18 protein-coding genes and 1 pseudogene are annotated in these 22308 nt (G+C 60.0%); 7 read left to right on the plus strand and 12 right to left on the minus strand.

Annotated elements, in window-relative coordinates; translation table 11 throughout:
- Positions 1-11: 11 nt before the first annotated feature.
- Positions 12-1142: pseudogene (locus tag CAF77_RS29650) on the minus strand (cache and HAMP domain-containing protein); the annotation flags it as partial.
- Between the two features lie 382 nt (positions 1143-1524).
- Between CAF77_RS29650 and CAF77_RS04190 the strand changes: the two are divergent.
- Positions 1525-2058, plus strand: coding sequence for a hypothetical protein (locus CAF77_RS04190; protein WP_064381796.1), 534 nt, complete (start codon positions 1525-1527; stop codon positions 2056-2058).
- A gap of 39 nt (positions 2059-2097) precedes the next feature.
- Here CAF77_RS04190 and CAF77_RS04195 read toward each other — a convergent pair whose 3' ends face one another.
- From CAF77_RS04195 to CAF77_RS29280, 6 genes are all read right to left on the minus strand, one after another.
- Positions 2098-3042 (minus strand): GNAT family N-acetyltransferase, encoded by a 945-nt coding sequence (locus tag CAF77_RS04195; RefSeq protein WP_064381795.1) that lies wholly within the window; start codon positions 3040-3042, stop codon positions 2098-2100.
- On the minus strand, positions 3042-4331 hold the full coding sequence (locus CAF77_RS04200) for a phenylacetate--CoA ligase family protein (RefSeq protein WP_085654062.1): 1290 nt from the start codon (positions 4329-4331) through the stop codon (positions 3042-3044). Before CAF77_RS04200 ends, CAF77_RS04195 begins: the two co-directional genes overlap by 1 nt.
- Positions 4315-6765: an aldehyde dehydrogenase family protein gene (locus CAF77_RS04205; protein WP_064381794.1), complete on the minus strand. Its 2451-nt coding sequence runs from the start codon at positions 6763-6765 to the stop codon at positions 4315-4317. The genes CAF77_RS04200 and CAF77_RS04205 overlap by 17 nt, the downstream gene beginning before the upstream one ends.
- 1 nt (position 6766) lies before the next feature.
- Positions 6767-7897, minus strand: a complete 1131-nt coding sequence (locus CAF77_RS04210; protein ID WP_064381793.1) for an acyl-protein synthase — start codon at positions 7895-7897, stop codon at positions 6767-6769.
- Positions 7898-7912: 15 nt separating this feature from the next.
- Entirely contained in the window at positions 7913-9160 is a 1248-nt protein-coding gene (locus tag CAF77_RS04215) for an MdfA family multidrug efflux MFS transporter (protein ID WP_064381792.1), read from the minus strand.
- A gap of 263 nt (positions 9161-9423) precedes the next feature.
- Entirely contained in the window at positions 9424-9564 is a 141-nt protein-coding gene (locus CAF77_RS29280) for a hypothetical protein (RefSeq protein ID WP_170928916.1), read from the minus strand.
- A gap of 157 nt (positions 9565-9721) precedes the next feature.
- Here CAF77_RS29280 and CAF77_RS04220 point away from each other — a divergent pair, with 157 nt between their 5' ends.
- Positions 9722-9910 (plus strand): hypothetical protein, encoded by a 189-nt coding sequence (locus tag CAF77_RS04220; protein ID WP_007957552.1) that lies wholly within the window; start codon positions 9722-9724, stop codon positions 9908-9910.
- 18 nt (positions 9911-9928) lie between these two features.
- On the opposite strand, the gene CAF77_RS04225 is transcribed toward CAF77_RS04220, so the two are convergent.
- Positions 9929-10306: a hypothetical protein gene (locus CAF77_RS04225; protein ID WP_064381791.1), complete on the minus strand. Its 378-nt coding sequence runs from the start codon at positions 10304-10306 to the stop codon at positions 9929-9931.
- Between the two features lie 294 nt (positions 10307-10600).
- Between CAF77_RS04225 and CAF77_RS04230 the strand changes: the two genes are divergently transcribed.
- Positions 10601-12937, plus strand: coding sequence for an acylase (locus tag CAF77_RS04230; RefSeq protein ID WP_064381790.1), 2337 nt, complete (start codon positions 10601-10603; stop codon positions 12935-12937).
- A gap of 62 nt (positions 12938-12999) precedes the next feature.
- On the opposite strand, the gene CAF77_RS04235 is transcribed toward CAF77_RS04230, so the two are convergent.
- On the minus strand, positions 13000-14001 hold the full coding sequence (locus CAF77_RS04235; RefSeq protein WP_064381789.1) for a FecR family protein: 1002 nt from the start codon (positions 13999-14001) through the stop codon (positions 13000-13002).
- A 155-nt stretch (positions 14002-14156) separates the two neighbouring features.
- On the opposite strand from CAF77_RS04235, the gene CAF77_RS04240 reads away from it, so the two are divergent.
- Positions 14157-14426, plus strand: a complete 270-nt coding sequence (locus CAF77_RS04240; protein ID WP_011333983.1) for a PepSY domain-containing protein — start codon at positions 14157-14159, stop codon at positions 14424-14426.
- Between the two features lie 60 nt (positions 14427-14486).
- Here the strand turns inward: CAF77_RS04240 and CAF77_RS04245 are convergent, their stop codons facing one another.
- Entirely contained in the window at positions 14487-18365 is a 3879-nt protein-coding gene (locus tag CAF77_RS04245) for a dermonecrotic toxin domain-containing protein (RefSeq protein ID WP_256576106.1), read from the minus strand.
- On the opposite strand from CAF77_RS04245, the gene CAF77_RS29455 reads away from it, so the two are divergent.
- Complete coding sequence (locus CAF77_RS29455; protein WP_256576108.1) at positions 18312-18917, plus strand: hypothetical protein; 606 nt, start codon at positions 18312-18314, stop codon at positions 18915-18917. The genes CAF77_RS04245 and CAF77_RS29455 overlap by 54 nt on opposite strands.
- A 606-nt stretch (positions 18918-19523) precedes the next feature.
- Entirely contained in the window at positions 19524-20555 is a 1032-nt protein-coding gene (locus CAF77_RS04250; protein WP_064381787.1) for an Ldh family oxidoreductase, read from the plus strand.
- 55 nt (positions 20556-20610) lie between these two features.
- On the opposite strand, the gene CAF77_RS04255 is transcribed toward CAF77_RS04250, so the two are convergent.
- Positions 20611-20928: a YqjD family protein gene (locus CAF77_RS04255; protein ID WP_007957537.1), complete on the minus strand. Its 318-nt coding sequence runs from the start codon at positions 20926-20928 to the stop codon at positions 20611-20613.
- Between the two features lie 153 nt (positions 20929-21081).
- Between CAF77_RS04255 and CAF77_RS04260 the strand changes: the two genes are divergently transcribed.
- On the plus strand, positions 21082-21336 hold the full coding sequence (locus CAF77_RS04260) for a hypothetical protein (RefSeq protein ID WP_007957535.1): 255 nt from the start codon (positions 21082-21084) through the stop codon (positions 21334-21336).
- On the opposite strand, the gene CAF77_RS04265 is transcribed toward CAF77_RS04260, so the two are convergent.
- Complete coding sequence (locus tag CAF77_RS04265; RefSeq protein ID WP_064381786.1) at positions 21337-22251, minus strand: LysR family transcriptional regulator; 915 nt, start codon at positions 22249-22251, stop codon at positions 21337-21339.
- Positions 22252-22308 lie beyond the last annotated feature (57 nt).

Consider the following 22308-nt stretch of genomic DNA (forward strand, 5'->3'; position numbering starts at 1 on the left):
TGCAGGTAGGCGATAAAGGTGTTGACCGAGTGCCCGATGGCACCGAGTTCGTCTTCAGCACGAATGGTGATGCGCCGGGTCAGGTCGGCATCGCCGCTGGACAGCGAATCGATGTTGGCTTTCAGCGCTTTCATGCGCGAAACCAGTTGGCGGATTGCGTAGACCTGCAACAGTACCAGCAGGATCACCAGCGGAATCTGCAACAGGCTCAGGCTGCTGAGCACATCGTCACGCTGGGCGGTGAGCATTTTGGTTGGCAGGGCGGTGGCGAGGAACCACGGGGTGCCTTCGATCGGGCGCATGAAGAAGGTGCTGGCTTCACCGTGGTTGTCGAACTCGACGCGCTGCGCCTGATCGCGGTTTTGCAGCCCGGCCTTGACCTGGCTGGCGAAGGTCGAGCCACCGGCGAGTTCACTGATGTTCTTCAGCACAATCGGCCCGCTGATGCGCGAGCTGTTGCTGATGATCTTGCCGTCGGCCTCGACGATCAGCATTTCGGCGTTGAGGTCTTTTTCCTTGCGCGCCACCAGATCGTTGAAGAAGCCCAGGGTCACGTCGATGGTCGACACGCCCCAGGCGCTGCCGTTTTTCTGGATGGCCATGGCGCAGTTGGTGCGCGGCTCGGCGCTGGCATCATCTTTATAAGCAGCGGCCCAGGCGCATTGGCCGCGCGGGGTCTGCATGCCGCCCTTGTACCAGCTCTGGTCGTAATAGTTGGGCGCAGCGTCGCTGTTCCAGAAGGTGTTCACCGCCAGCTTGCCGGAGGCGTCGCGGTGCCAGAACGTACTGAACTTGTTGCGTCCGGCCTCACGCTGGCCGGGCAACGGCCAGATGCCGCCGCCGAATACTTTGAGCTCGCCGTATTGATCCACCAGCCCCGGCAATACGGTGTCGATGGCTGCGCTGTCGAGCAGCGGGATGGTCTGGGTGATGCTGCGCTGTTGCGCCTGAACCTTGTTCAATTCGCCCTGAATCTGTTCGGCCACTTCAGCAATGCGGTTGAGCACCACCTGTTCTTCGGTATGGCGCAGCTTGGGCGCGACCAACTGGCTGATGCCGACCACGGTCAGCACCGACAACAACAGAATGAACAGAACCAGAAACAGCGTGTAGCGAGCCTGAATGGTGCGGAATGCGGGCATGGAAACCGGTCCTTGAGCAGGGATTCTTATTGTGGGCAGGGAAAAAACAGCGCGGGTTTCCTAACGTATCGTCGCGACTTCGGGAAGCTTTAGGTACTTGCGTCCTAAAAGCTACAATCCCGACCGGTGGAACGTATCCGGCCTGATACATGAGAAGTAACTGTCCCGAACATTAGAGCGATAAACCCACTTTCATCACATTGTCATGAACGCTCTGGTCCCGTATTTCCGGAGCTGTTATCGGTTTGTATCGTGAATGTACAAAAATTGTAAAAAGGTGCAGAAATGAGTTGGAGCCATCAGGTTGCCGGCCGATACTCCGGGCAACTCAAAAGTCGTTCATCAAGGAATTTTTCATGTTTTCCTCGCAAGGAGCTTGCTCATGACTATCGGCTATACCGGTGCCTGGCAACCCAAGGCGGGTTTGCTGGTTCGAGACACAGGAAGCTCGAGCAAACCGGTTTCTCAAAGTGTCAAGGTCAAGCAGATGCTGGCCCAGGTTGGCAAGGACCCCAACGCAATCAGCATCGCGGAGATGGACAAGCAGGGGCTGCACAAGAACATCAAGGGTTTCGATCCCACCAATGTTTCGGCCAAACAATTGGGCAGCCTCAGTGCAATGCTGCGCAGCCGTGGCCTGATTTCCGAAGTCACGTCCATTACTCTGCTCAACGCCGGCGACAAGTTTGATCGCTTCGGCATTCAGAAGGATCCGGACGCCAAGTTCAATGCGCTGGAGTATTTCGCGACGCAACTGGATACCATCCAGACCAACAATCTCAAGGGCAACAAGTACGCCAATACGTTGATCCCCGAGTACAAGAAAGCCATTTATGTACTGCAGAACCTGCAGACCTACGGGCAGGGCGGCGAGCGCAAGCCTCCGACCGACGCTGGCGTCAGCGCCAAGGCGTGACCAGAAGGCCCGCACCGGTAACGGAGCGGGCCTTTTCGTTTATGGGCGGTTGCCGCAAATCTGAAAATCCGCAAGCGGGGCGATCCGTTGCTGCATGTCGTCATGCAGCCGCTGCATGTGCGGACAATGCAGTGTCAGTGATTTTGGCTGGAACCCTCTATGAAACAACGCCAGCCATCCCTCACCTTTGTCATCGGGCGCCAGTCCGCTGAACACGAAACCCGTCGTTGATAACCGGCGCCAGGCAGTGTCGAAACCCTGGGCCAGCCTGAGCCGGATCGATATCAGCCAATGGGTGGGCAGTTGCTGCAGCTGTTTGAGCAAGCTCTCATCCACTTCGCTGAAAACCCCGTCATATCGCCCCCAGCGCTGTTCCAGCTGCGCTGGAGCGCCGATCCACGGCGCCACGTTCAATTGCGTTCCGAACACGTCGCACAACTGCTGCATGAACTCACGGCATTCGTCTGGCCAGGTCAAGGCCGGCAGTGGCCGCTGAAAGCCGTCGACAGGGACGTAACCCAGCACGAGCGATTCGGTCAGCACGCCGCCAAAGGGTGACGGTGCGTGATCGGGCAACAAGCCGGTATTTTGAAAACCAAGGCGGGCGGCCATTTTTTGCGAATAGGGGTGATGGGTCACTTGCTTGATCGTGACACCCCGATAGCCAAGCGCCTGCGCATGCGTCAGCAAGCGCCGGCTCAGTTGCGTTGCAATGTTCTGGCCACGGTTCTGAGGATCCACCACGCTCAGCGCCAGTTCGGCGATGGATGATTGCTTGTCGAGAATCAACGTGGCGTGGCCCGCCACCTGATCGTTCGCCACCGCCACCAATGAGTGCCAGCGGCCGTCGGCATGGTTCTGGCTGATCATGCGGGGCAGGTAAACATGCGGCTGGGCGTAGTGGTCACCATAGATAGTTCTGAACAGGCGACTGACCGCCTGGGCGTCACTGGTGCGATATCCGCGCAGGGTGATCGTTTCCATCAGCAACGCTCCTGGCCGGAGCCGTTATAGATGCGCCGGTCCAGCACGCGCTGCCGTTTGCCGGAGCGTGGATGGCATACCAGTTCTTGAACCGTACAGCAGCGAATCCGCAACGCCATCAGGCGATCGGCGCTCAGTTGTTCGATCAACGGATAGTCTTCGATCAAGGCTCTGTGCAGCGTCTGTTCGGCTTCAGCGTTTGCCGGTGACAGGGCGTCCGGTGCCCAGTGCAGGCTGAGGATATCCATGGCGCCGTCCTGTTCGATCAGCAGTTGCCAATCGTCGCTGCCGGTAACGCGCCGCACGGTTTCGCCGATCGATTGCGGCAGCAGAGTCAGAATGCCCACGCGCACTCTTTGGCTGTCGGCGCAGCGGCCCATCAGCGCGAACTTGCGCCGGGGCGCGCCGGACGACTCTCGCCAGCACGCGCGATCACCGACGGGGTAGCGGATCAACGGCATCAACCGGCGCGTGAGGTTGGTCATCACCAGGCGTCCGACACGACCGCATTCTTCGATCGGTTCACCGGTCTGCTCGTCGAGAATTTCCAGCACTGCGTGACATTCGGGAACCCGATGTTCGCCGATGGCGCAGTCACGATGACTGCTACCGATGAATCCGGCGTCCACGCTGGCGTATCCGATCGAGGCTACGCCGGCGCTGGGGAAAACCCGCGCCAGCCGTTGCAACTGGGCGTCAAACAGGCTTTCACCGGCGTAGAGCAGGGCGGTGACGCCTGCCAGGACCCGGTCATGTTGCTCAAGCCACGCCGCGAAACTCAGCAGATGTGCCGGCAGACCCGCCAGCACGTTGATCCGGTGCCGGGCAATCGCATCGGCCAGGATGTTCGAGTCGACATGGCCGGTGAAGGGAAACTCGACGACCTCGGTTTGCACATGTGCCAGCGCGTCGTGGGTGAAGATGAAGCTGGCATACAGATCACCGACAAAAAACAGGTTGGCGACCCGGTCTCCGGCGCTCAACCGGGCGCCGAGACTGCGGCCGAAGTCCGTTACCAGCGTCCGCCATTCCTCACGCCGGAACAGTGAAAACTTGCCGGCGCTGGTGGTGCCTCCGGTCTTGAAAACCAGTGCGTCATTCAGCGGTGCCGTCAGTACAGGCCACTGGTCGAGGTCATGACTGCCTTTCCAGTATTCCACGGGGTCGATCACCGGCAGTTGTTCCAGTGATGTGATCGGCTGGGGAAGTTCGGCGAAGTGACGCGCATAAAAACCGGAATGCTGTCGTGCAAACGTGACCAGCTCTTGCAGTTCAAACCGTGTGTTCATGTTCCGCTCCTTGCCTGTCTGCGCTGGGGCCAATGCCCCGGTTGTCGATCAGCAGAGGCGTCTTGCCGCTGTGCTTGTTGCGGGTGAACCGGTCGCTGCCGCAGACCTCCACTTCCACGCTAAGCAGCCCTGTCTGGATGAGCGTGGCCAAGGTCGGATAGTCCAGCAGGCGACGCTGTACATCATCAGGTTGCCGTGGGCAGCGAAAGCGCATGCGCTCCAGGCCGTCCGGGGCATGTTCGAGAATCAACTGAAATTCGGTCTGCAGATGCTCTGCCAATTGCGACAGGCAGATAAAATCCGTGCCGATGCGCATCAGCCTGCCATGACGTTGCAGCAGCTCGAAACGTGGCGTGGGCAGCCCGCACTCACACACACCGGGAATCCAGCGACCGCTGTCACCGACGTCGTAGCGCTGAATGTCCTGTCCTTCGCGCTCGATGGAGGTGAACACCAGACGCCCGGTTTCGCCGTCGGTCACCGGTCGATCAGCCTCGAATTCGACGATCTCCAGATGCTGGATATCGCTCATCAGATGAAACACGCCATCGCCGGTGGCGGGGCAGGCATGGCCGAGCGGTCCGGCGTCGACACTGCCGTAAATGGCCGAGCGGATCAGCCTGACGCCGCAGCTACGCATCAGTGCGAGGCTTTGCTTGCCGGGGTGTTCGCCACCGAGGAAGACCTTTTCGATCCCGCCATAGGCACTCAGCCGTGCCTGCTCGTTGAGGAACAAACGATGCAGCGTGCTGGGCATGCCGACCAGCACGGTGACACGCTGATCGATGATCAACCGGGCGATCTCGCTGTAATCGTCATCGGCCGGCGCGCCCATCGGCAGGTGCGTGGCCCCCAGCATCTCCAGTACTTTGGAAAAACTGAAGAAACCGCCGTACAGCCCGCCGCTGAAGAACAGATTCATTACCCGGTCGCGTTTCGGATCAAGGCCCGCTGCGAACAGTCCGTCGGCGCTGGCGCGCATCTGTCGATCAAAATCGCGGTAGCTGTAACCGGCCAACGCCGGGGCGCCGCTGCTGCCGCCGGAGCGGAAATACAACCGCGCCGCCGGGTGGATGGGGCGGGTGACAAAGGCGTCTTTGCTCATGATCGGCAGATTGGCCACCGAGGGTGGTGTCGGCAGAGGATCGAGCGTGGCACGGGTTGCCAGCGCCGTGGCCGGCAGGCTTACCGATACGCGACGGCTCAGGCGCTGCAACGCATACACGCCGTCGTGGGGTTCGCCTTCGTAGCCGTCGTGAATCGCTTGCACCGGAGTGATCCTCGTGACACCCGCAGCGATCAGTGTTTGAGCCAGCTCAGCCATTTCGTGTTCTGTACACATCAGCCCGGCGCTTTGCAGTACGTTGCGCCAGGGCAACAGCTGCTCGCTGACCTGCGCCCGTGGCAGTGGCTTGAGCAACAGGCTGCGAAACAGCGGCGAGGGCGCAAGTTGCTGGTTGTGGGTCCAGATGACGCGCCAGTCCGGTGTCTGCCAGACCTGGCCGTCGACCTCGGAGAAGCTCTGGGCCAGTCGCGCCATCGCCGTGCGGGTGGTGATTTCCGAGGCCTCCTGAATCGAAGGCAGCAGGACCGGCCAGTGTCGGGATCGACGCTCGAACGCCTCGGCCAGGTCATCGCCGATGGCGCGCAGGATGTTTTCGTCGTTGCTGTCCACCAGCAGCCATTGCGGACTGGAACAGGCCTGCTGGTTCAGACGGCAGACTTCATCGGCCACGGCGTCCAGCGCTTCTGGCGTGACCGCTGCCGGCGTCAGGTAGATGAAGCTGATGCGATGGCCCCAGTCGATCCAGCGGCAGCCGGGCGCCAGTTGCTGGCGGATCGCTTGCAGCGCGGATTCACCGCCCCACGCGGAGACGCCGTTGGCCCGTCGGCACAATTGACCCATCTGTGCGGTGCCTGCCGGAATGACGGCGACATGTCCGGCAATCTGACCGGTCGCATCACACTGTGCCAGTCCATGAAGCAATTGGGCCGTCATCCCCTGATCGCTGCTGCTGGGACGCAACCAGTTGACGTTGCCGGCCAGCAGGCCTTCGATCACCGCGCAAAAGGCCAGCAACGGTGCATTGCCGGGGGTGATGTGAACCACAAGTCCCAGCGGGCTCCAGCGTTCAAAGCGTGACGGGTGATAGTCGAGGCGACGCAGGCTGCCCGGTTGCTCGCCGAGTTCGCGCTCAAGCTTGCGCCGCAACGCATCCGGCTGGCAGAACTCGATCAGTGTCTGGCGTTGCTCGGGACCGATGGGCATTGCCATGCCCGGGTCTTGCAGACGCTCGGCAAAAGTGGCTGCTGCACCAAGCACGGTCGCTGTATCGAGCGCCTTGGCCAATCGTTGTGGCAAATCCAGGTCCAGCTCTTGCAGTGCGGCGTCGAGGGTGCAGTCGTCGTGAAGTTTTCCGTTGATCAGGTACATATCAGTGCGTCCCCAATAATTCAGAGGCAGCCATCGCGCAGCTTCGGCCGGCCGTGGTGGCCGCACGGCCATGCAGTTCGAACCAGTCGGTGGATAGACCACAGCCGCAACTGGCGCCAGGATGCAGGGTGGCGAGATCGCTCATGACCACCGCGTGTGCCGGGCTTGATGAAATGTAGGGCGAGACAAAGCTCAGCAAGCCCTGACGCCCATAGGGCTGAACTGAAAAATCGGAGGGATGACGCACGAAAACCTTCGAATAGACCGGTACATGGAAATGATGGTGAGCACACTCGAGATACGGCACCGCATGCTCGACGGCGCCATAACCGTCACGACAGCGAGATATCTCGATGCCCAATTGGCGATGAATGCGTTCATACAGTTGCTGACGGGGAATTTCGTGTGCCATTTGGGTTTTCCAGCCGCCGCCAAACAGCGTCAGCGAGCCTTCTGCCAGTTGCAGGTTCGCCACCCCGGTGGCCTGCATGCGTTGCAGGGTCTGCCAGAGAAAGGCCGGGAAGCCGAAGATGCGCACCGGCAAGCCTTCTTCGGCGAAGGATTGCAAGGCGGCAATCACGCCGAAGCCGTCGAATTCATGTCCGCCGCCTGTGCGGCGCAGTGCGTAGGCCACGCGATTGACGGGCGCAAACCGGCACAGAAACTGATCGGTAAACGATGTGCCCAGGCTGATACTGCCTTCGGGTTCATAGCTCAGCAGCAGGTAATTGCATGGGGTGTGCGGGGTGTCCCAGTCATAGTGCCGGAAGATCTGCCCGACCATGTTCTGGGCCGCGCCCAGACTGCGCTGGTCATAACGCATGCGGCTTTTCTCGCCACTGGTCCCGGAAGACGTGAGTTCCAGTGCGTCCACTCCGGTGGCACTGAGCAAGGGCTGTCGCTTGAAGAAACTGGCAAAAATGGGCGCAAGCCGAGACCAGTCATCAAGGTGCTCCAGGTCGTCCACGATCAAGCCATTGGCGTTCAGCCAGTGTTCGTAGCCGGGGGTGTGCTGGCTATGAAACCGGCTGATCTCGGCCATGGCCTGGTTAAACAGCCCGTCCGGCACGGAATCCGGGCAATAGGGTTGCGTCAACGCGCAGAGCGCGTCGCTGTAGGGGAAAGGGTTCATCATGCGTCCTTGGCGTTATGTTGAAGAAGCGGAGTCTGTCGGGACGTTTGGCAGAAACCGGTACAGCAGAGGCAGGCTGAGCAGGCCGCCCAGCGCCGCCCAAATGGCGAAGGATTCGAGGCGGGTACCGCCGCCGATGGCGGCAATCAATGAACCGCCGACACCCATCACCGCAATCGAAATCATGCCGATCGAGGCAGAAACCAGGCCTTTGCTGTCATCGCTGGAAAACAGTGCCAGGCGGTACAGCGCGGCGTTGCTCATGCCCAGTCCCACGGCATACAGCGCAAGGCCGGTCATCAATCCGGCAAGGGAAAGGCTGGTCAGTGCCGCGGCGATCAAGGTCAGCAAACCCAGGCAGAATGGCCAGAGCGCCAGACGAATCAATTGCGGCAGATCCCGCGAAGCCAGCAATCGATCAAGGATCAGATTGCCGACAATGACCGCCGAGAACACGGGAATCTGCCACAGCGCATATTCCCGTGTGGTCAGGCCGAGCAACTGGACGAGCAGCAGCGGCGCCAGTCCGATCCAGGCTATCAGCGGCAGGCTCATCAGCCCGAGAGCCAGGCAGATGCCGACGAACCGGTGATTGCGCAGCAGTGCGAGATAACGGCTGCTCAGCTGGCCGAGCGAGAATGGGATCGGCGCTTGTTGGCCGCCGTCGTGGCGGACTACGCCGATCGTCTCCGGCATGCAGGCATACAGTCCGATCCAGGTCAGTGTTGCGATCAGGCCCAGACCGAGGAACAGCTCGCGCCAGCTCAGCCATTCCAGCAGCAGGCTGCCGAGCAGTGGACCGAGCAGGGGCGAAAGCAGTGCGACATTACCCAGCAATGCCATCAGTCGCACCGCATCCGCCTCGCAGAAGACTTCCTGTAACGCGGGGTAGCTGACCGCCACGACAAATCCCAGGCCCATGCCTTGCAACAGTCGCAGGGCGTTGAACACTTCGATGCCGGGCGTGGCGACGGTGGCCGCGCAGGTTGCACCGAACAGCGCACAACCGGCCAATAACAGCGGGCGTCGGCCGAACCGGTCGGACAACGGGCCGATCAGCCATTGCAGGCAGACCCCGCCGATCAGATAGAGATTGAATGCGTTGGGGATATGAGCGGTATCGGCTCCAAGATCCTGAGTGACGTTCAGCATGGCCGGCATGACCATGTCGCTGGCCATATAGGTCAACCATTCGAACAGTGTAATGGCCAGACAGAAACCCAGCGCCCGGAGTGGCGGGAGGTTGATGAGAGTTCTTTGCATGCGCAACCACGGCAGTGGAGAAGGAGCGCAAAGGGTAGGGACGGGGAGTGATTGTTCCTACGCCATTGGTATGTCCATCCGTGACCTGGCTTTGCATGATGTTGCGAATGGCAGAACTTCTACAAGCGCGTTGGAATTGCCTTACCTTAAGGAGAATAAAGTCCTACAAAAAATGCCCACATTTGCGTGGGCATTTTGATTCGTCTTACATACATTGTTGTATTTGAGCGGTCGTCTGTCGCCCTGTCGCTCAGGGAAATGGCTTAACGATGGTAGTAGTAGCCCGGGCCTGCCGGCGCATAGTGGCGATGATCGCCATGCCAGCCGCCGTGGGGGAAGATGATGCAGCCGCTCAGCGTCAGCAGTGCAAGGACAGGAATCAGCCAGGTGATTCGACGTAGCATTTCAAGGATCCTCATGGTTAACGCCGTTTGAAGCCAAAGCTCTTCATCGGCTGTAACATGAGACCCCGTTTACAGCGGCGCATCCCCGTCAAACGGTATGTGCATGGCATCAACGCCGATACAAACCCGATACATTCCAACGGTTCAGGAACCTGTAATGACCCATAAGCAACGCTTGATATATTCGATTCTGATCGCCGTCGCCGTACTGCTGATCATGCTCGGCCTGTCCTGGCTGCAAAACGCCGGCAAGCTCAGCGAGCAAACGTTCCAGTACATCGCCATCGGTGTGGCGGTGGTAGTCGTGGTGATCAACGGCGTGATGCGCCGCAAGGTCAAGCCCTGACGGCCTCTGCCGGGTGCTTCAATCGTTGTTGAGCACCGCGGCAGCCTGGGGATGGAGGCTGTAGCTCTTGTCGTCGTTGAATGTGATCACGCCTTCGGCACACAGACGCTTGAGCACTTCACGAACGCTGAGGAAGGACAACGGAATGTCCAGATCCAGCAGTTGGCTATGCACGCCACGCACACCCAGGCGACGGTCTTCCTCGGCGGCGACCAGCAGGGTGTCGATGACTTTGAGGCGAATCAGGCTGGTGCGCAGGCCGAAACTCTTGAGCAGCAAACGGATGCGTTCGTTGCCATGACGCTCGACCCGTTGCCCGAATACGTCGGCGTGCGAACCCATGGGCGCTCCTTGTGGGGTCTGGCTACCTTCCGATGGTAGGGGTGGGTGGTACATGCGATTTCTCCTTTCAGAGCCTGATCAGGAAAGGTTTTTCGTGCTCTCTCTAAACAAGACGTTTCAGCTCGACAAATCATGAAGCGAAAAATGTAGAAAATTTGTCGTCGTTTCGTCTTTTCCCCGTGATTGCGGCACGAAACGGGTGTGTGACCGACTAAATTTTTTTCCCGCGGCTTCGTTTTCTGGACAGGCTCATTGCGCGTGACGCGTGGGTGATTTCAGAGCGAGCCGGGCCCGATGTATTCACGATGGCGGGCGGTTCGCTCTTCGATTTTTCGATCAGGAGCGAGCGTGACTATTTCCAGGCAATTCACCGGACTGACCCTTGCCGGCCTGTTTCTCGGGCTGAGTCTGTCGGCGCAGGCGTTCAGCCCGTCCGTTCAGACCGGCGCGGATATCCGTCGCACAGGCTTTGGCGTACCGCACATTCGCGCGGAAAACGAACGCGGTCTCGGGTTCGGCATCGGTTACGCCTATGCGCAGGACAACCTGTGCCTGCTGGCCAACGAAATCGTGACAGTCAATGGCGAGCGGTCGCGGTACTTCGGGCCGGAGCAATTGACGGTCGAAGAACGCGAGAACCGCATCAGCGATGTGTTCTTCCAGTGGCTCAACACCCCGCAAGCGGTGAATGCGTTCTGGCAGGCGCAGCCGGTCGCAGTCCGTGATCTGGTGGAAGGTTATGCCGCCGGCTACAACCGTTACCTGGCCGAGCGTCGCCAGCAGGGGCTGCCGCAACAGTGCCAGGGTGAGTGGGTGCGCGATATCGCCGCCGAAGACCTGGTGAAGTTGACCCGTCGCCTGCTGGTCGAGGGCGGTGTCGGTCAGTTCGCCGAAGCCTTGGCAGGTGCTACACCCCCGCAGGCCACTGCGCAGATTGGAAACGATGTCCGGGCTTACCAACTGGCTGAAACGCGCCAGCAACGCTTCGCGCTGGACCGCGGCAGCAACGCGGTGGCGGTGGGTAGCGAGCGCTCGTTCAATGGCCGCGGCATGTTGCTGGCCAACCCGCATTTCCCGTGGATCGGCGGCATGCGCTTCTATCAGATGCACCTGACCATTCCGGGCAAGCTCGATGTGATGGGCGCGGCGCTGCCGGGTCTGCCGATGATCAACATCGGTTTCAACCAGCACTTGGCCTGGACCCACACCGTCGACTCGTCCAAGCATTTCACCCTGTATCGCCTGCAACTCGATCCGAAGGATCCGACCCGTTACCTGCTCGACGGCCAGTCGTTGCCGCTGAGCAAACAGACCGTCACGGCGCAGGTCAAACAGGCGGACGGCCAGGTCGTGCCGGTTTCCCGTGACGTCTACAGCTCACAGTTCGGCCCGATCGTGCAGTGGCCCGGCAAGCTCGACTGGGACAACCAGTACGCCTATAGCCTGCGCGATGCGAACCTGGACAACGACCGGGTGCTGACGCAGTGGTACGCCATGAATCGCGCCGGCAATCTCAAGGATCTGCAGGATTCGGTGCACACGATCCAGGGCATCCCGTGGGTCAACACCCTGGCGGTGGATGACAAAGGCCAGACGCTGTACATGAACCTGTCGGTGGTACCAAACGTCAGTACCGACAAACTGGCCAAGTGCAGCGACCCGCGCGCCGGTCTGAAAATGATCGTGCTCGACGGTTCCAACAGCGCTTGCGCCTGGGACATCGACCCGCAAGCCGCACAGAAGGGCATTTACGCCTCCAGCCAGTTGCCACAGCTGTTGCGCAAGGACTTCGTCCAGCACTCCAACGACTCGGCCTGGCTGGCCAATCCGGCGCAACCGTTGACTGGTTACTCGCCACTGATCAGCCAGGACGGGCTGCCACTGGGCCTGCGTTCGCGCTTTGCGCTCGATCGTCTGGCGACCCTGAGCAAAAAAGGGCCGGTGTCGGTGCAGGACCTGCAACACATGGTGATGGACGATCAGGTGTTTCTCGCGACTCAGGTAGTACCGGATCTGTTGAAGTTCTGCGCTTCCCAGTCTGAAGCCGCGTTGAAATCAGTGTGCAGCAGCCTGAAAGCGTGGGACGGCCGGGCGAATCTGGAGTCGGGCGTTGGCCTGGTGTATTTCCAGAGCATCATGCAAGCGATGCAGCAATCGCCGCAGGCCTGGCGCGTGGCATTCGATCCGAAGGATGCGCAACACACACCGCGCGGGCTGGCTATTGAAAAGCCGGAAGTGGCCAAGGCATTGCGCGAGGCAATGCTGGCGTCGGCCGCGACGGCCGCCAAAATGGGCCTGACCAAGAAAACCCGTTGGGGCGATGTGCAGGTGGTCAGCAGTGGCGGTCAGCAAACGCCGATCCACGGTGGCCCCGGAACGTTGGGCATTTACAACGCCATTCAGAGCGTGCCCCGTGAAGATGGCAGGCTCGAAGTGGTCAGCGGCACCAGTTACCTGCAAGTCGTGACGTTCGATGACAAAGGGCCGCATGCCCAGGGCCTGCTGGCGTTCTCGCTGTCCAGCGATCCGGCGTCGAAATATTCTCGTGACCAGACCGAGGCCTTCTCGAAAAAACAGTGGAGCGTTTTGCCATTCACCGAGCAGCAGATCAAGGCCGATCCGCAGTATCAGGTGCAGACCGTACGCGATGATCTGGAAAAAACGGGGAAAGTGGCGGCGCAGTAATCAGCTGTTCAACCCGTCTACAACCGCCAAAGCAGAAGGCCGCTCCCTCACGGGAACGGCCTTCAGTTTTTTGGCGGCTGTTGCGGCATCGGATTGATGACCGGGTTGCCGTCCTTGTTGCGGGTCAGGAAGACCGGCAAGACTTTGGGCAGGGTACTGGCGAAGCTGTTCAGTTCCTTGATGTTGTAGATCCCGCCGACCCGGATCGAGCCGGTCGAGTTGTCGGCGAGCATCAGGGGTTTGTCCAGATAGCGATTGATCTGCGGCAACGCTTCGTTCAGCGACAGGTTGTCGAGCACCAGTCTGCCGCTGCGCCAGGCCAGCGAATTGTCGTTGGCGTAGGTCTGACTGATTTGCGGCATGTCGTCGCCGTGCTTGTAGCGAGCCTGCATCGAGGGGCCCAGGCGCAAGCCGTCGCCGCTCAGGCGGGCGTTGCTGGTGACCAGCACGGAGCCCTCAATCAGGTTCACCTTGACCTGATCCTCATACATCCAGACGTTGAAGCGGGTGCCGGTGACGCGAATCCTGCCTTCGGCCGCCCTGACGATGAAGGGGTGGCCAAGGTCATGGCTGACTTCGAAGAACGCCTCGCCCTTTTTCAGCGTGACGCGACGCTCGTCCTTGTAATTGCTGTAGGTCAGCTCGGTGTTGAGGTTCAGCTCGACCTGACTGCCATCGCCCAGGGTGACATGGCGGACATTGTCGGTCGCTGCAAAATGCTGATAGCTGTTGGGGAGCCAGCCGAGGTTCCATCCGGCCCAGGCGGCCAGCGGCAATGCTAGGGCACAGACCGAAGCCGCCACTGCGTACCGGCGCCATGAGCTGGCGGGTTGGCGAATCGGCACGACCGGTGCGGGTTCCGGGCGCGGCAAGTGCTCAGCCACCTCCCAGATTTCCAGCATCGCCTCATACTCGAACGCGTGAAGCGGGTGCGCATCACGCCATTGTTCGAACGCCTGGCGCTCTTCAGCAGTGCAGTCGACGGCATGCAGACGCATGCACCAATGCGCGGCGGCATCGGTGATCGCATCGTATTCGGCTTCCGAGAGGGTGTTCTGGGTCATTGACTCATCCTGATTTCGCGCATTCTAACCTTCAGGGGAAGGTGCCGAGAACATCGTCATGGCATTTACCCATCAAAACGTGGAACTTTTTTGCGCGCAGGCGCCCCAAAAAACCAGGACTTGCCCGTGAACAGTATCCACAAATGGAGTGAAAAATGATCAAACGAACCCTCGCCGCTTGCGTCGCGACTGCCAGTCTTCTGAGCGCCGGAGCAGCCCTGGCCGACCGCCCGGGCGCTGGATGGATCACCATTGAAAAAGCCATCGAGATCGTGAAAACCAAGGCCGGTTATGTCGAAGTCTACGAAATCGAGGCCGACAACGACGGTTATTGGAAAGGGGAAGGGCGCAAGGCCGATGGCGTTGTGTACGAATTCCGTATCGATGGGGCTTCGGGCAATGTGCTGCGGGATCAGAAGGACTGATTCGGCTCCCAAAGGCACTAAATGCGCAGGTGTTGCACCTGCGCATTTTTTTCGTCTGTTTCAGGGCGATTGCATGGGGTCGAGTTGCCGCCCGATTTCGCAGATCAGCCGGGTGACGGAGTCGGCATTGCGCAGGATCACCTTGATGCGAACGTCGGGATTTTGTCGATCAAGGAAGGCGTTGCGCGCTTCAGGAAGGTTTTTGGCGCCGGTCAGTTGCAGGACTTCATCGTAGATCAGTTGCATGTCCGCAATCTTGTCGATCCCCATCCAGGTTTTGAGGGTGGTGTTCCATTCGGCAAACAGTTGCTCTCGTGGCGTACTCAGTGACAAGGCTGAGCTCTGATCGAACTCCAGATCCTCGTACAACCTCAAGCCATCCGGAGTGAGGGTCGATATCAGGTCGCAGAACGGCTCACGTGCACGCAATGTTGCGATATCCATCGTCTTGCTGAATTGATGGGAAAACTCGTGAATCAAGGTGGATGCCTGGGCATGCCCGTCGACATCGAATGGCACCTGCATAAAAGGTTTGAATGCGTCCAATTGCTGGTCGAAAAAGTGTTCGGTGAAGTGCACCAATCGCTTCTGGTCGCCATCCAGGACAAACGCAATCACATCGGGCAGATACTTGTTGGAACCGACGACGAAGCGCTCTGTTTCCAACAACTCATCAGCGGGGTCCACCAGGGCTTTGCAGATGGGGATGATGGCGGTGCCGATTTTTTTGAGCATTTCGCCGGTAATCTTCGGCACATCAAAAAAGCCTTCGAGAAAAAGGCTGACCCGGGGGTTGGCTATACCCCTGGTGAGCGGAACCAGATTATGCAGGCAATAAAAGGCATAGCGCCGGGCGAGGTCGATTGCATGCACCAACTCCTGGGCTTTTTGCGGGTATTTGAGGCGAATCTCATTCATCCCGTGGGCTTCGATGTTCAACATATTGCGGCGCAATCGGGTAATGGTCGTGCGTTCGGCGAGTTTCCTGATGGCCTGGCCGTAGTGAACGGTCTGACCAGGTGAAATGATGACCTGGCGTGATTCGCTGATCTGAATCATCGGGCCGGATTGATCCGGGCTGCGCAGTTGCCAGGCTTCACCCTTCTGAACGACCGGGTAGACCTTGCCTTCAATCACGGCGTAATGGCGGTTGTTCGACACATCCCGGTAGGTGTTCAGCCTGGGGCTGAAGACGAGATCCTCCAGCGCCACCTCCCTCGCCTCGAAAGGACCCAGCTGCGTGCGTCGAGGCGAAGTGGGTTCGATGTCGGCCCTATCCGGCGTGGTCGTTTCTTCCATGTTTTTCGCCATGGTTTCGGCTGCGTCTGTGCTTTGCTGCTCGACGGCATCACTGGCGATGGAGGTCTCGGCCGACATCTGCGGCAAAAGCCCCATCATCACCATTTGCGCCGCCCCCCCGATAAAAGACCGCAGCGCGCGTTTCCAGTGATGATCCTGCAGTGCTTCGGCCGAGTCCTTGAACTCGTCGTACGCTTTCCAGAGAAAAGGGATGACGGCAAGCTTGCCCGGCAGCAAACCGGGAACCTGTTTGATTTCATCGCTGAGCAGAACTTTTGCTGTCTCCCAGTCAGTCTGCGCTTCGCTCTGTTTCTGGGTCCCCAGCAGTTGGGTGAGCAACTTGAGATTGTCGGTGTACAGGTACTCCAGCAGGTTGCCGGTGATTGCTCGCAAGTCCAGGCTCATTTCACTGGTCTGCCCCAGTGTGGATTCCAGCAGGCTGCGAAACAGCGCGCGCTCGGCTTCTGGCAGGCGGCGCAGCAAGAGGTTCTGCAAATGTCCGGGGACGTTCAACGCCGCTATCAGCGATTTTTCGTCATCGAATTCGTGAAAGACCTGTTCGTCATAGGGGGCGTAGAGCACCAGTGGCTCTCTGTTTTCGCCGCCGGCCGTGAACACATGCATTCCGGGAACGATGACCGCTGGCGTGCCTTCGGTCTTGATCAGCGAAAGCGGGCAGGCAATGGCCGGCACCTCTGCGGCGGCCCGGGCAATACCGTCGGGCATGTCCAGCACCTGACGTACGTAATCGAAGGCGGTGTCACACAGCCGTTGCTGCAGTTTCAGGGCATGGGCCTGTTGCATCAGTTGCCAGGGCAGCTGACGGAAAAAGCGCTGCTTGCGCTCACGACCTTCGGCCGTGTCGATCGACAGTGAACCGGCCACTTTTGCGCTGAAGCTTGTCGGTATCGCCAGTGAAAGCAGCAATTGCGTCACCGCTCCCTGATCCAGCCCGGCCGGCATCGTCTGCCGGTTTTTCGATGACACCCGAAAGCCCGTTCCCTGGGCGACGTTGATGTGGTTCAGGGCGAATTCCACCAGCGTCTGCGGGGGGCCGGCCAACGCCAGGTGAGGGGTGATTTCCATTTCTCGCGGATCGAGCCGATGCCCCGCAAAGCGCTGGCCGAGCAAGGTCGCGAGCGTCTGTTCTACGTGGCTGACCAAAGTCGGCACGCCCGTCAGGTAATCCTGATCGTTCGAAACGCCCTGGTACCACTGTTCCAGCAATTCAACGTGCCTTTTCTGTTCCATTACCGGCGCCATTCCCAGCCAGGCGGGCAATGTCTGTGCGGTGGCGATGGCTTGCGCATGGCTGGCTGCCAGAGGCAGGTTGGTGTTGATCGTCGTCCCGCGCAGTTGTTCCAGAGCCCTTTCCAGGCGGGTCTGGTCCGTGATCCGTGAGCGCACCTGTTCGCATCGATCCAGGTAATGCTCGATGCTCGACTCCATGCGATCAAGCAGCACGTTGCCGCCAATGAAAAGCAGCGGTCCCAGGGTATATCGCTGATGGGTCTGGAACTGTGATGCAAGGATGTTTTCCAGCAAAGCAAGGCGTTGTGTACCGTCGAGGAGTCGCCGGTTCAACTGCCTGCGGACACTGGCCACGCTGTCGAAAACCTCCAGCCCCTGTGAAGGCGTCCATAGCACTGCAAACCCCGAGTGTTGTTCGTCGAGGCCTCCACGTTCGGTTAACAGGATGCAATGTGCCAGGCGCACCAGATGGCGTTCACCGGGACTTTCGAGTGTGAGCGAATAGGCATCCGGGCGGAAACCGTTGAGCGCCTCGCGCTGCGTGCGGGTGGGGCGGTCGGCGCTGATCACAGTATTGACGATCGCTTCAGCCCAGGCCGGCAGAGTTGCATTCAATCGGCGGAGCCTGGCCTCACCGTTAATGCCGACAAACCAGGCGTGTGCCAGATCCGGCTTCATGGTTTCCAGCCAGTAACGCTGGATGGCCCGATTCTTCATGGGTTGACTGGCAAGCCGGTTGACCAGGGGACCCTCAACCGAACGGAAGGTCTTCACCGCCGCAAGGGCCTTCTCCGTGAGCACAGCAGAGGGTTGCCGGTCGCCGGCGATCACCGGGTGTGTGCTCCAGCGTCCCCTCGTGTCCCGCTGCAACAACCGTTCATGGATCATCGAGCGGATATCCAGACTTTTGTCGAACAGCGCGTGAAGGTTCACGGCACCGTCGCTGTGTCGAAACACCTGCAACGCATATTCGATGTTCTGTCGTTGCTTGGTGATGATCGACTCGAACAGGATTTTGAAGATTTCCCCGACGATCCGTTCTCCCGATACCTTGGGTTGATCGAAACCGAGAAAGCGATTTTGCTCATCCAGGTTCAACAATCCGAAGAGCTCGTCTTCGTGACCCCTGGCGAGAAATTTGTCCTGCAGCGTCTGCTTGAGATCTTCGTAGTCCTCGAGCAATTGCAGGCCCTGGGCGGGCGTATAAAGAAACGCGTGAGGTTCGCTGATCATCAGCGAACCCGCCAGTTCCACGTAATTGGCGGCGTGTTCCCACAGCCGTACGCTCTCCACCACAGGAAAACGGGCGGCGGACGAAACCGGGCGTATCAGTTGATGCACGGTGTTGAACTGCTCGCGATCGAGGATCCCGGCTTCGCGCTTGAGCATCCATTCGCAGCGTGCCTGGTCTTCCAGCACTCGAGCGAAGAAGACACGACGGGTGGTGCCAACGGCGGAGGGGGCGTCCCAGAAACCTTCCAGTTCGCGAAACAGCAGCACCGGCAACCGTCCCGAAGTGTTCTTGACGACGTCTTCCCAGACGGTCTGATCGTCAATTGCCGGTTTTCTGCCCGGATTGGAAAACACCGGTTGCCGGCCCGCCGGCCAGTGCTGATGTCGGTAATACGCCAGTACGGCCTCACTCAGGCTCATGGATTCGGGCCAGTGCCTGTCGGTCAATTCCATGGGGCGGGCGCTGTCACTGGCAAGCGGACGGAAACTGACACGTGTATGTGTTTGTCGCAAATTCCCGAAATGAGGCTTGAGCACGTTATCGAGTATGGCTTCGAGCATGTCCGTGAGCGTGGCGATGGCTTGCAGTTCGGCGCACAGAGCTTCGGTGTTCAATGCCTGGCCTTGCTCGAGGCTTGCGCGCTGCTCTTCGAATATATCCCCGTCGATAACGCTGAAGCTCACCGAAAGGGGCCCGGCGTCGAGTAGACGCTTGCGTTGGGGCTCGGCCAGAAATGCCAAAAGAGGCTCCTGCTCATCGGCGTCGTTGAGGCGTCGTTCGAGTTGCACCTTCAGGGATTGCTGACTGTGGTGTTTTTTGAGGCCGTCGTACGGGGTGTAGAGCATCACACCCTTGTCATCCGGTGTCTCCCCGAGCATGAAGGCGCCGGGCAGCGGTTGGGGAGTCTGGTTAGCGACATTCAGCAGCAGGCGTTCGGCACGCATGGGTGGCGTCTGCTGGCTGCGCAGGGCAGCCGACGCCAGCCGGGCATGGGCGAGCCAGCGAAAATCCTTTTCGCGCAGGCCGTGTGCCTTGCCCAGTTCGGGCCAGAGTCCCGGTGAATCAATGGCTTCGGGGAATAACAAGGGAGGGGTTGGGGCTGACATCGTCGAGTCTCGCTGAGGGCGTTTGCACGCACGGAAGGTTTGAGGCTCAAGATTGAAAGGCGGCCGGGATCGGCTGGTGGTACATGGATATTGCGTCAGGTGCGATCCGCATCACGGGGTTGACAGGCTACCGGCTGCATGTGGTTAATCCGGTTGCGGGTTGTTCGTTCGCTGTTGTTCCCTCCAATAATTACTCTGGAGCTTCAGATGTCTGCGCCACACGATCATGCGGTCTCGTCCACGGTGTCCCTGGACGAGCTGACTCAACTGCTGGAAAGGATTTTTACCCGTCACGGCACCTCGGCCGAAGTCGCCAGAACCCTGGCCACCAATTGCGCCAATGCCCAGCGGGACGGTGCGCACAGTCACGGCGTATTCCGGATCCCCGGCTATGTCTCAACGCTCAACAGCGGCTGGGTCAACGGCAAGGCTGTACCGAAAGTCGAGGATGTGGCTTCCGGGTTTGTCAGCGTCGATGCCGACAACGGTTTTGCCCAGCCTGCGCTGGCGGCGGCGCGTCCACTGTTGGTGGAGAAGGCCCGCAGCGCCGGGATCGCGGTGTTGGCGATCCGCAATTCCCATCACTTTGCCGCGCTGTGGCCGGATGTCGAGCCTTTCGCCGACGAAGGTCTGGTGGCGCTGAGCGTGGTCAACAGCATGACCTGCGTGGTGCCGCACGGCGCCGACCGGCCATTGTTTGGCACCAACCCGATCGCCTTCGCCGCGCCACGGGCCGACGGTGCGCCGATCGTGTTCGACCTGGCCACCAGCGCCATCGCCCATGGCGACGTGCAGATTGCTGCACGCAAGGGCGAAAAACTGCCGGCAGGCATGGGCGTCGACAGCCTCGGCCAGCCGACCTGCGACCCTAAGGCGATTCTGGAAGGCGGCGCCTTGCTGCCGTTTGGCGGACACAAGGGGTCAGCGCTGTCGATGATGGTGGAACTGCTGGCCGCCGCGCTGACTGGCGGCAATTTCTCGTTCGAATTCGACTGGAAAAACCATCCGGGGGCCAAGACACCGTGGACCGGTCAGCTTTTGATCGTGATCGACCCGAGCAAGACCGCCGGACAAAGCTTCGCCGAACGCAGTCAGGAACTGGTGCGGCAGATGCACGGGGTAGGGCTCAAGCGTTTGCCGGGTGATCGGCGGCATTTGCAGCGGGCCAAGTCATTGGCCAAAGGGATTGAGCTGGATCAACAGACCCTGTCGCAGTTGCGTGAACTGGCCGGCGAGTAAGTTTTTGCCGGGCATGAAAAAGGCGAGCCCAAGGGCTCGCCTTTTTTGTTCGCGCTCAGCGGCGACCGAGCAGCAATCCGACCACCAGACCGAACCCGGCGGAAATCGCCACGGTCTGCCACGGATGCCCGCCGATGTAGCTCTCGGTGGCGTCCACCGCCGGTTTGGTGCGGTCACGCACGCTGGTGACCGAATCGAGCGCCTGCTGCAATTTCTGGGCGATTTGCCCGCGCAGGGTCTCCGCTTCCTCGCCGACCAGCGAGGCACTGCTCTTGAGCAGTTTTTCCGACTCTTCGATCAGCGCCTGAAGTTCGCTGAAGGCCTGGTCCTTGATTTGGTCTTCGGCGGCTTGAACGGCGGTTTTCCGGGCCATTGGGTGACTCCTTGCAGGTGAATGGACAGTGAACAATGGAGTGTGGCGCGCCTTGAAAAGTTGCAGCGATTTTCCATCCGGAGCAAAAACCAGCGTCAGAGGTTTCCGTCCAGCGTGTAAGATGTCGCCATTTCATGCAGCAGGTAATTCCCGATGAGTTTCAATCTGGCCGACAAATCCCTCGCAGAGCGCGCCGCGCTGGAAGATGAAAAATCCCGACTGTTCGAACTCTGGCAGAACAATCTGGGCAAAGCCAAGGGCGAAGCCGCACGATTGTTTGGCGAGCGCTCCAAGCGCAAGGGTAAATGGGCCGAATTCGTGCGCGCCGAACTGGACGGCATGTCGCCGCCGGAATTCGCCAACATGGTGCGCAGTGAAGTCAATCGCCTGATGGCGGCCAACAAGTAATCACTCGGTTCTGAAACTGGCGCCTATCGCTTCGCGCACCGTCAGTACCACCGGATCGATCTGGGTGCTGGTGCGCCAGCCCAGTTCGATCGGGTAGCGCGGCAGCGCCAGCGGGCAGGGCAACAGCGCCAGCCCGCTCATTGAAGCAATGGCCTGCGCGGCGTGGGTCGGAATGGTCGCCACCGCATCGCTGCCCTTGAGCAGGTGCGGCAACGCGGCGAAATGCGTGGTCGAGGCGCAGACCCGGCGAGTCCGGCCCAGCGCTGCCAGCCCTTCATCGGTGATCCCGATAAAACCGCCCGACGACACCAGCAGGTGCTCGCGAGTGACAAACTCCTCCAGATCGATCTGCTGCTGGCCCGGCGCCAGGCTCGCCGGATCCACCAGACACGCATAACCCCCTTCACCCAACACCTGACGGCTGAGCAGCCGTTCGGCGAATCCGCCGGCGGTGATTGCCAGATCGATGCTGCGCTCCATCAGCGCCCGGGCGACGATCTGGCTGTGGGTCTGGCGAAAGATCAGCCGCAGTTTCGGCGCGCGGCTGGCGATTTCCTCGATCAGCCGCCGGCCGTAAGCGATCTCGAAGTCGTCCGAGAGGCCCACAGTGACCGAGCGTCCGTCGTAGTGATTGGCGGTCGGGTCGACCATGGCCAGGCTTTGCCGACATTTGTTCAGGGCATCGCTGACCACCGGTTTCAACTGGTTGGCCTTGAGCGTCGGGGCCAAACCCCGTCCGGTACGCACGAACAATTGATCGCCATACACCTCGCGCAACCGGCGCAAGGCTGCGCTGACTGCCGACTGAGTCACGCCCAGACGCAACGCCGCGCGGCTGGCACTGGACTCTTCATGCAGGGCTTCGAAGACTTTCAGCAGGTTGAGGTCAACGGTTGCGATATTCATCTGGCTCATATCATTCAGCAGTGGATCGGTCTTTATTCATGATCCCGTGGCGTCGGAGAATCAGCA

Origin of the sequence: Pseudomonas sp. R15(2017) (assembly GCF_002112685.1) — a bacterium.
GTDB lineage: Bacteria > Pseudomonadota > Gammaproteobacteria > Pseudomonadales > Pseudomonadaceae > Aquipseudomonas > Aquipseudomonas glycinae.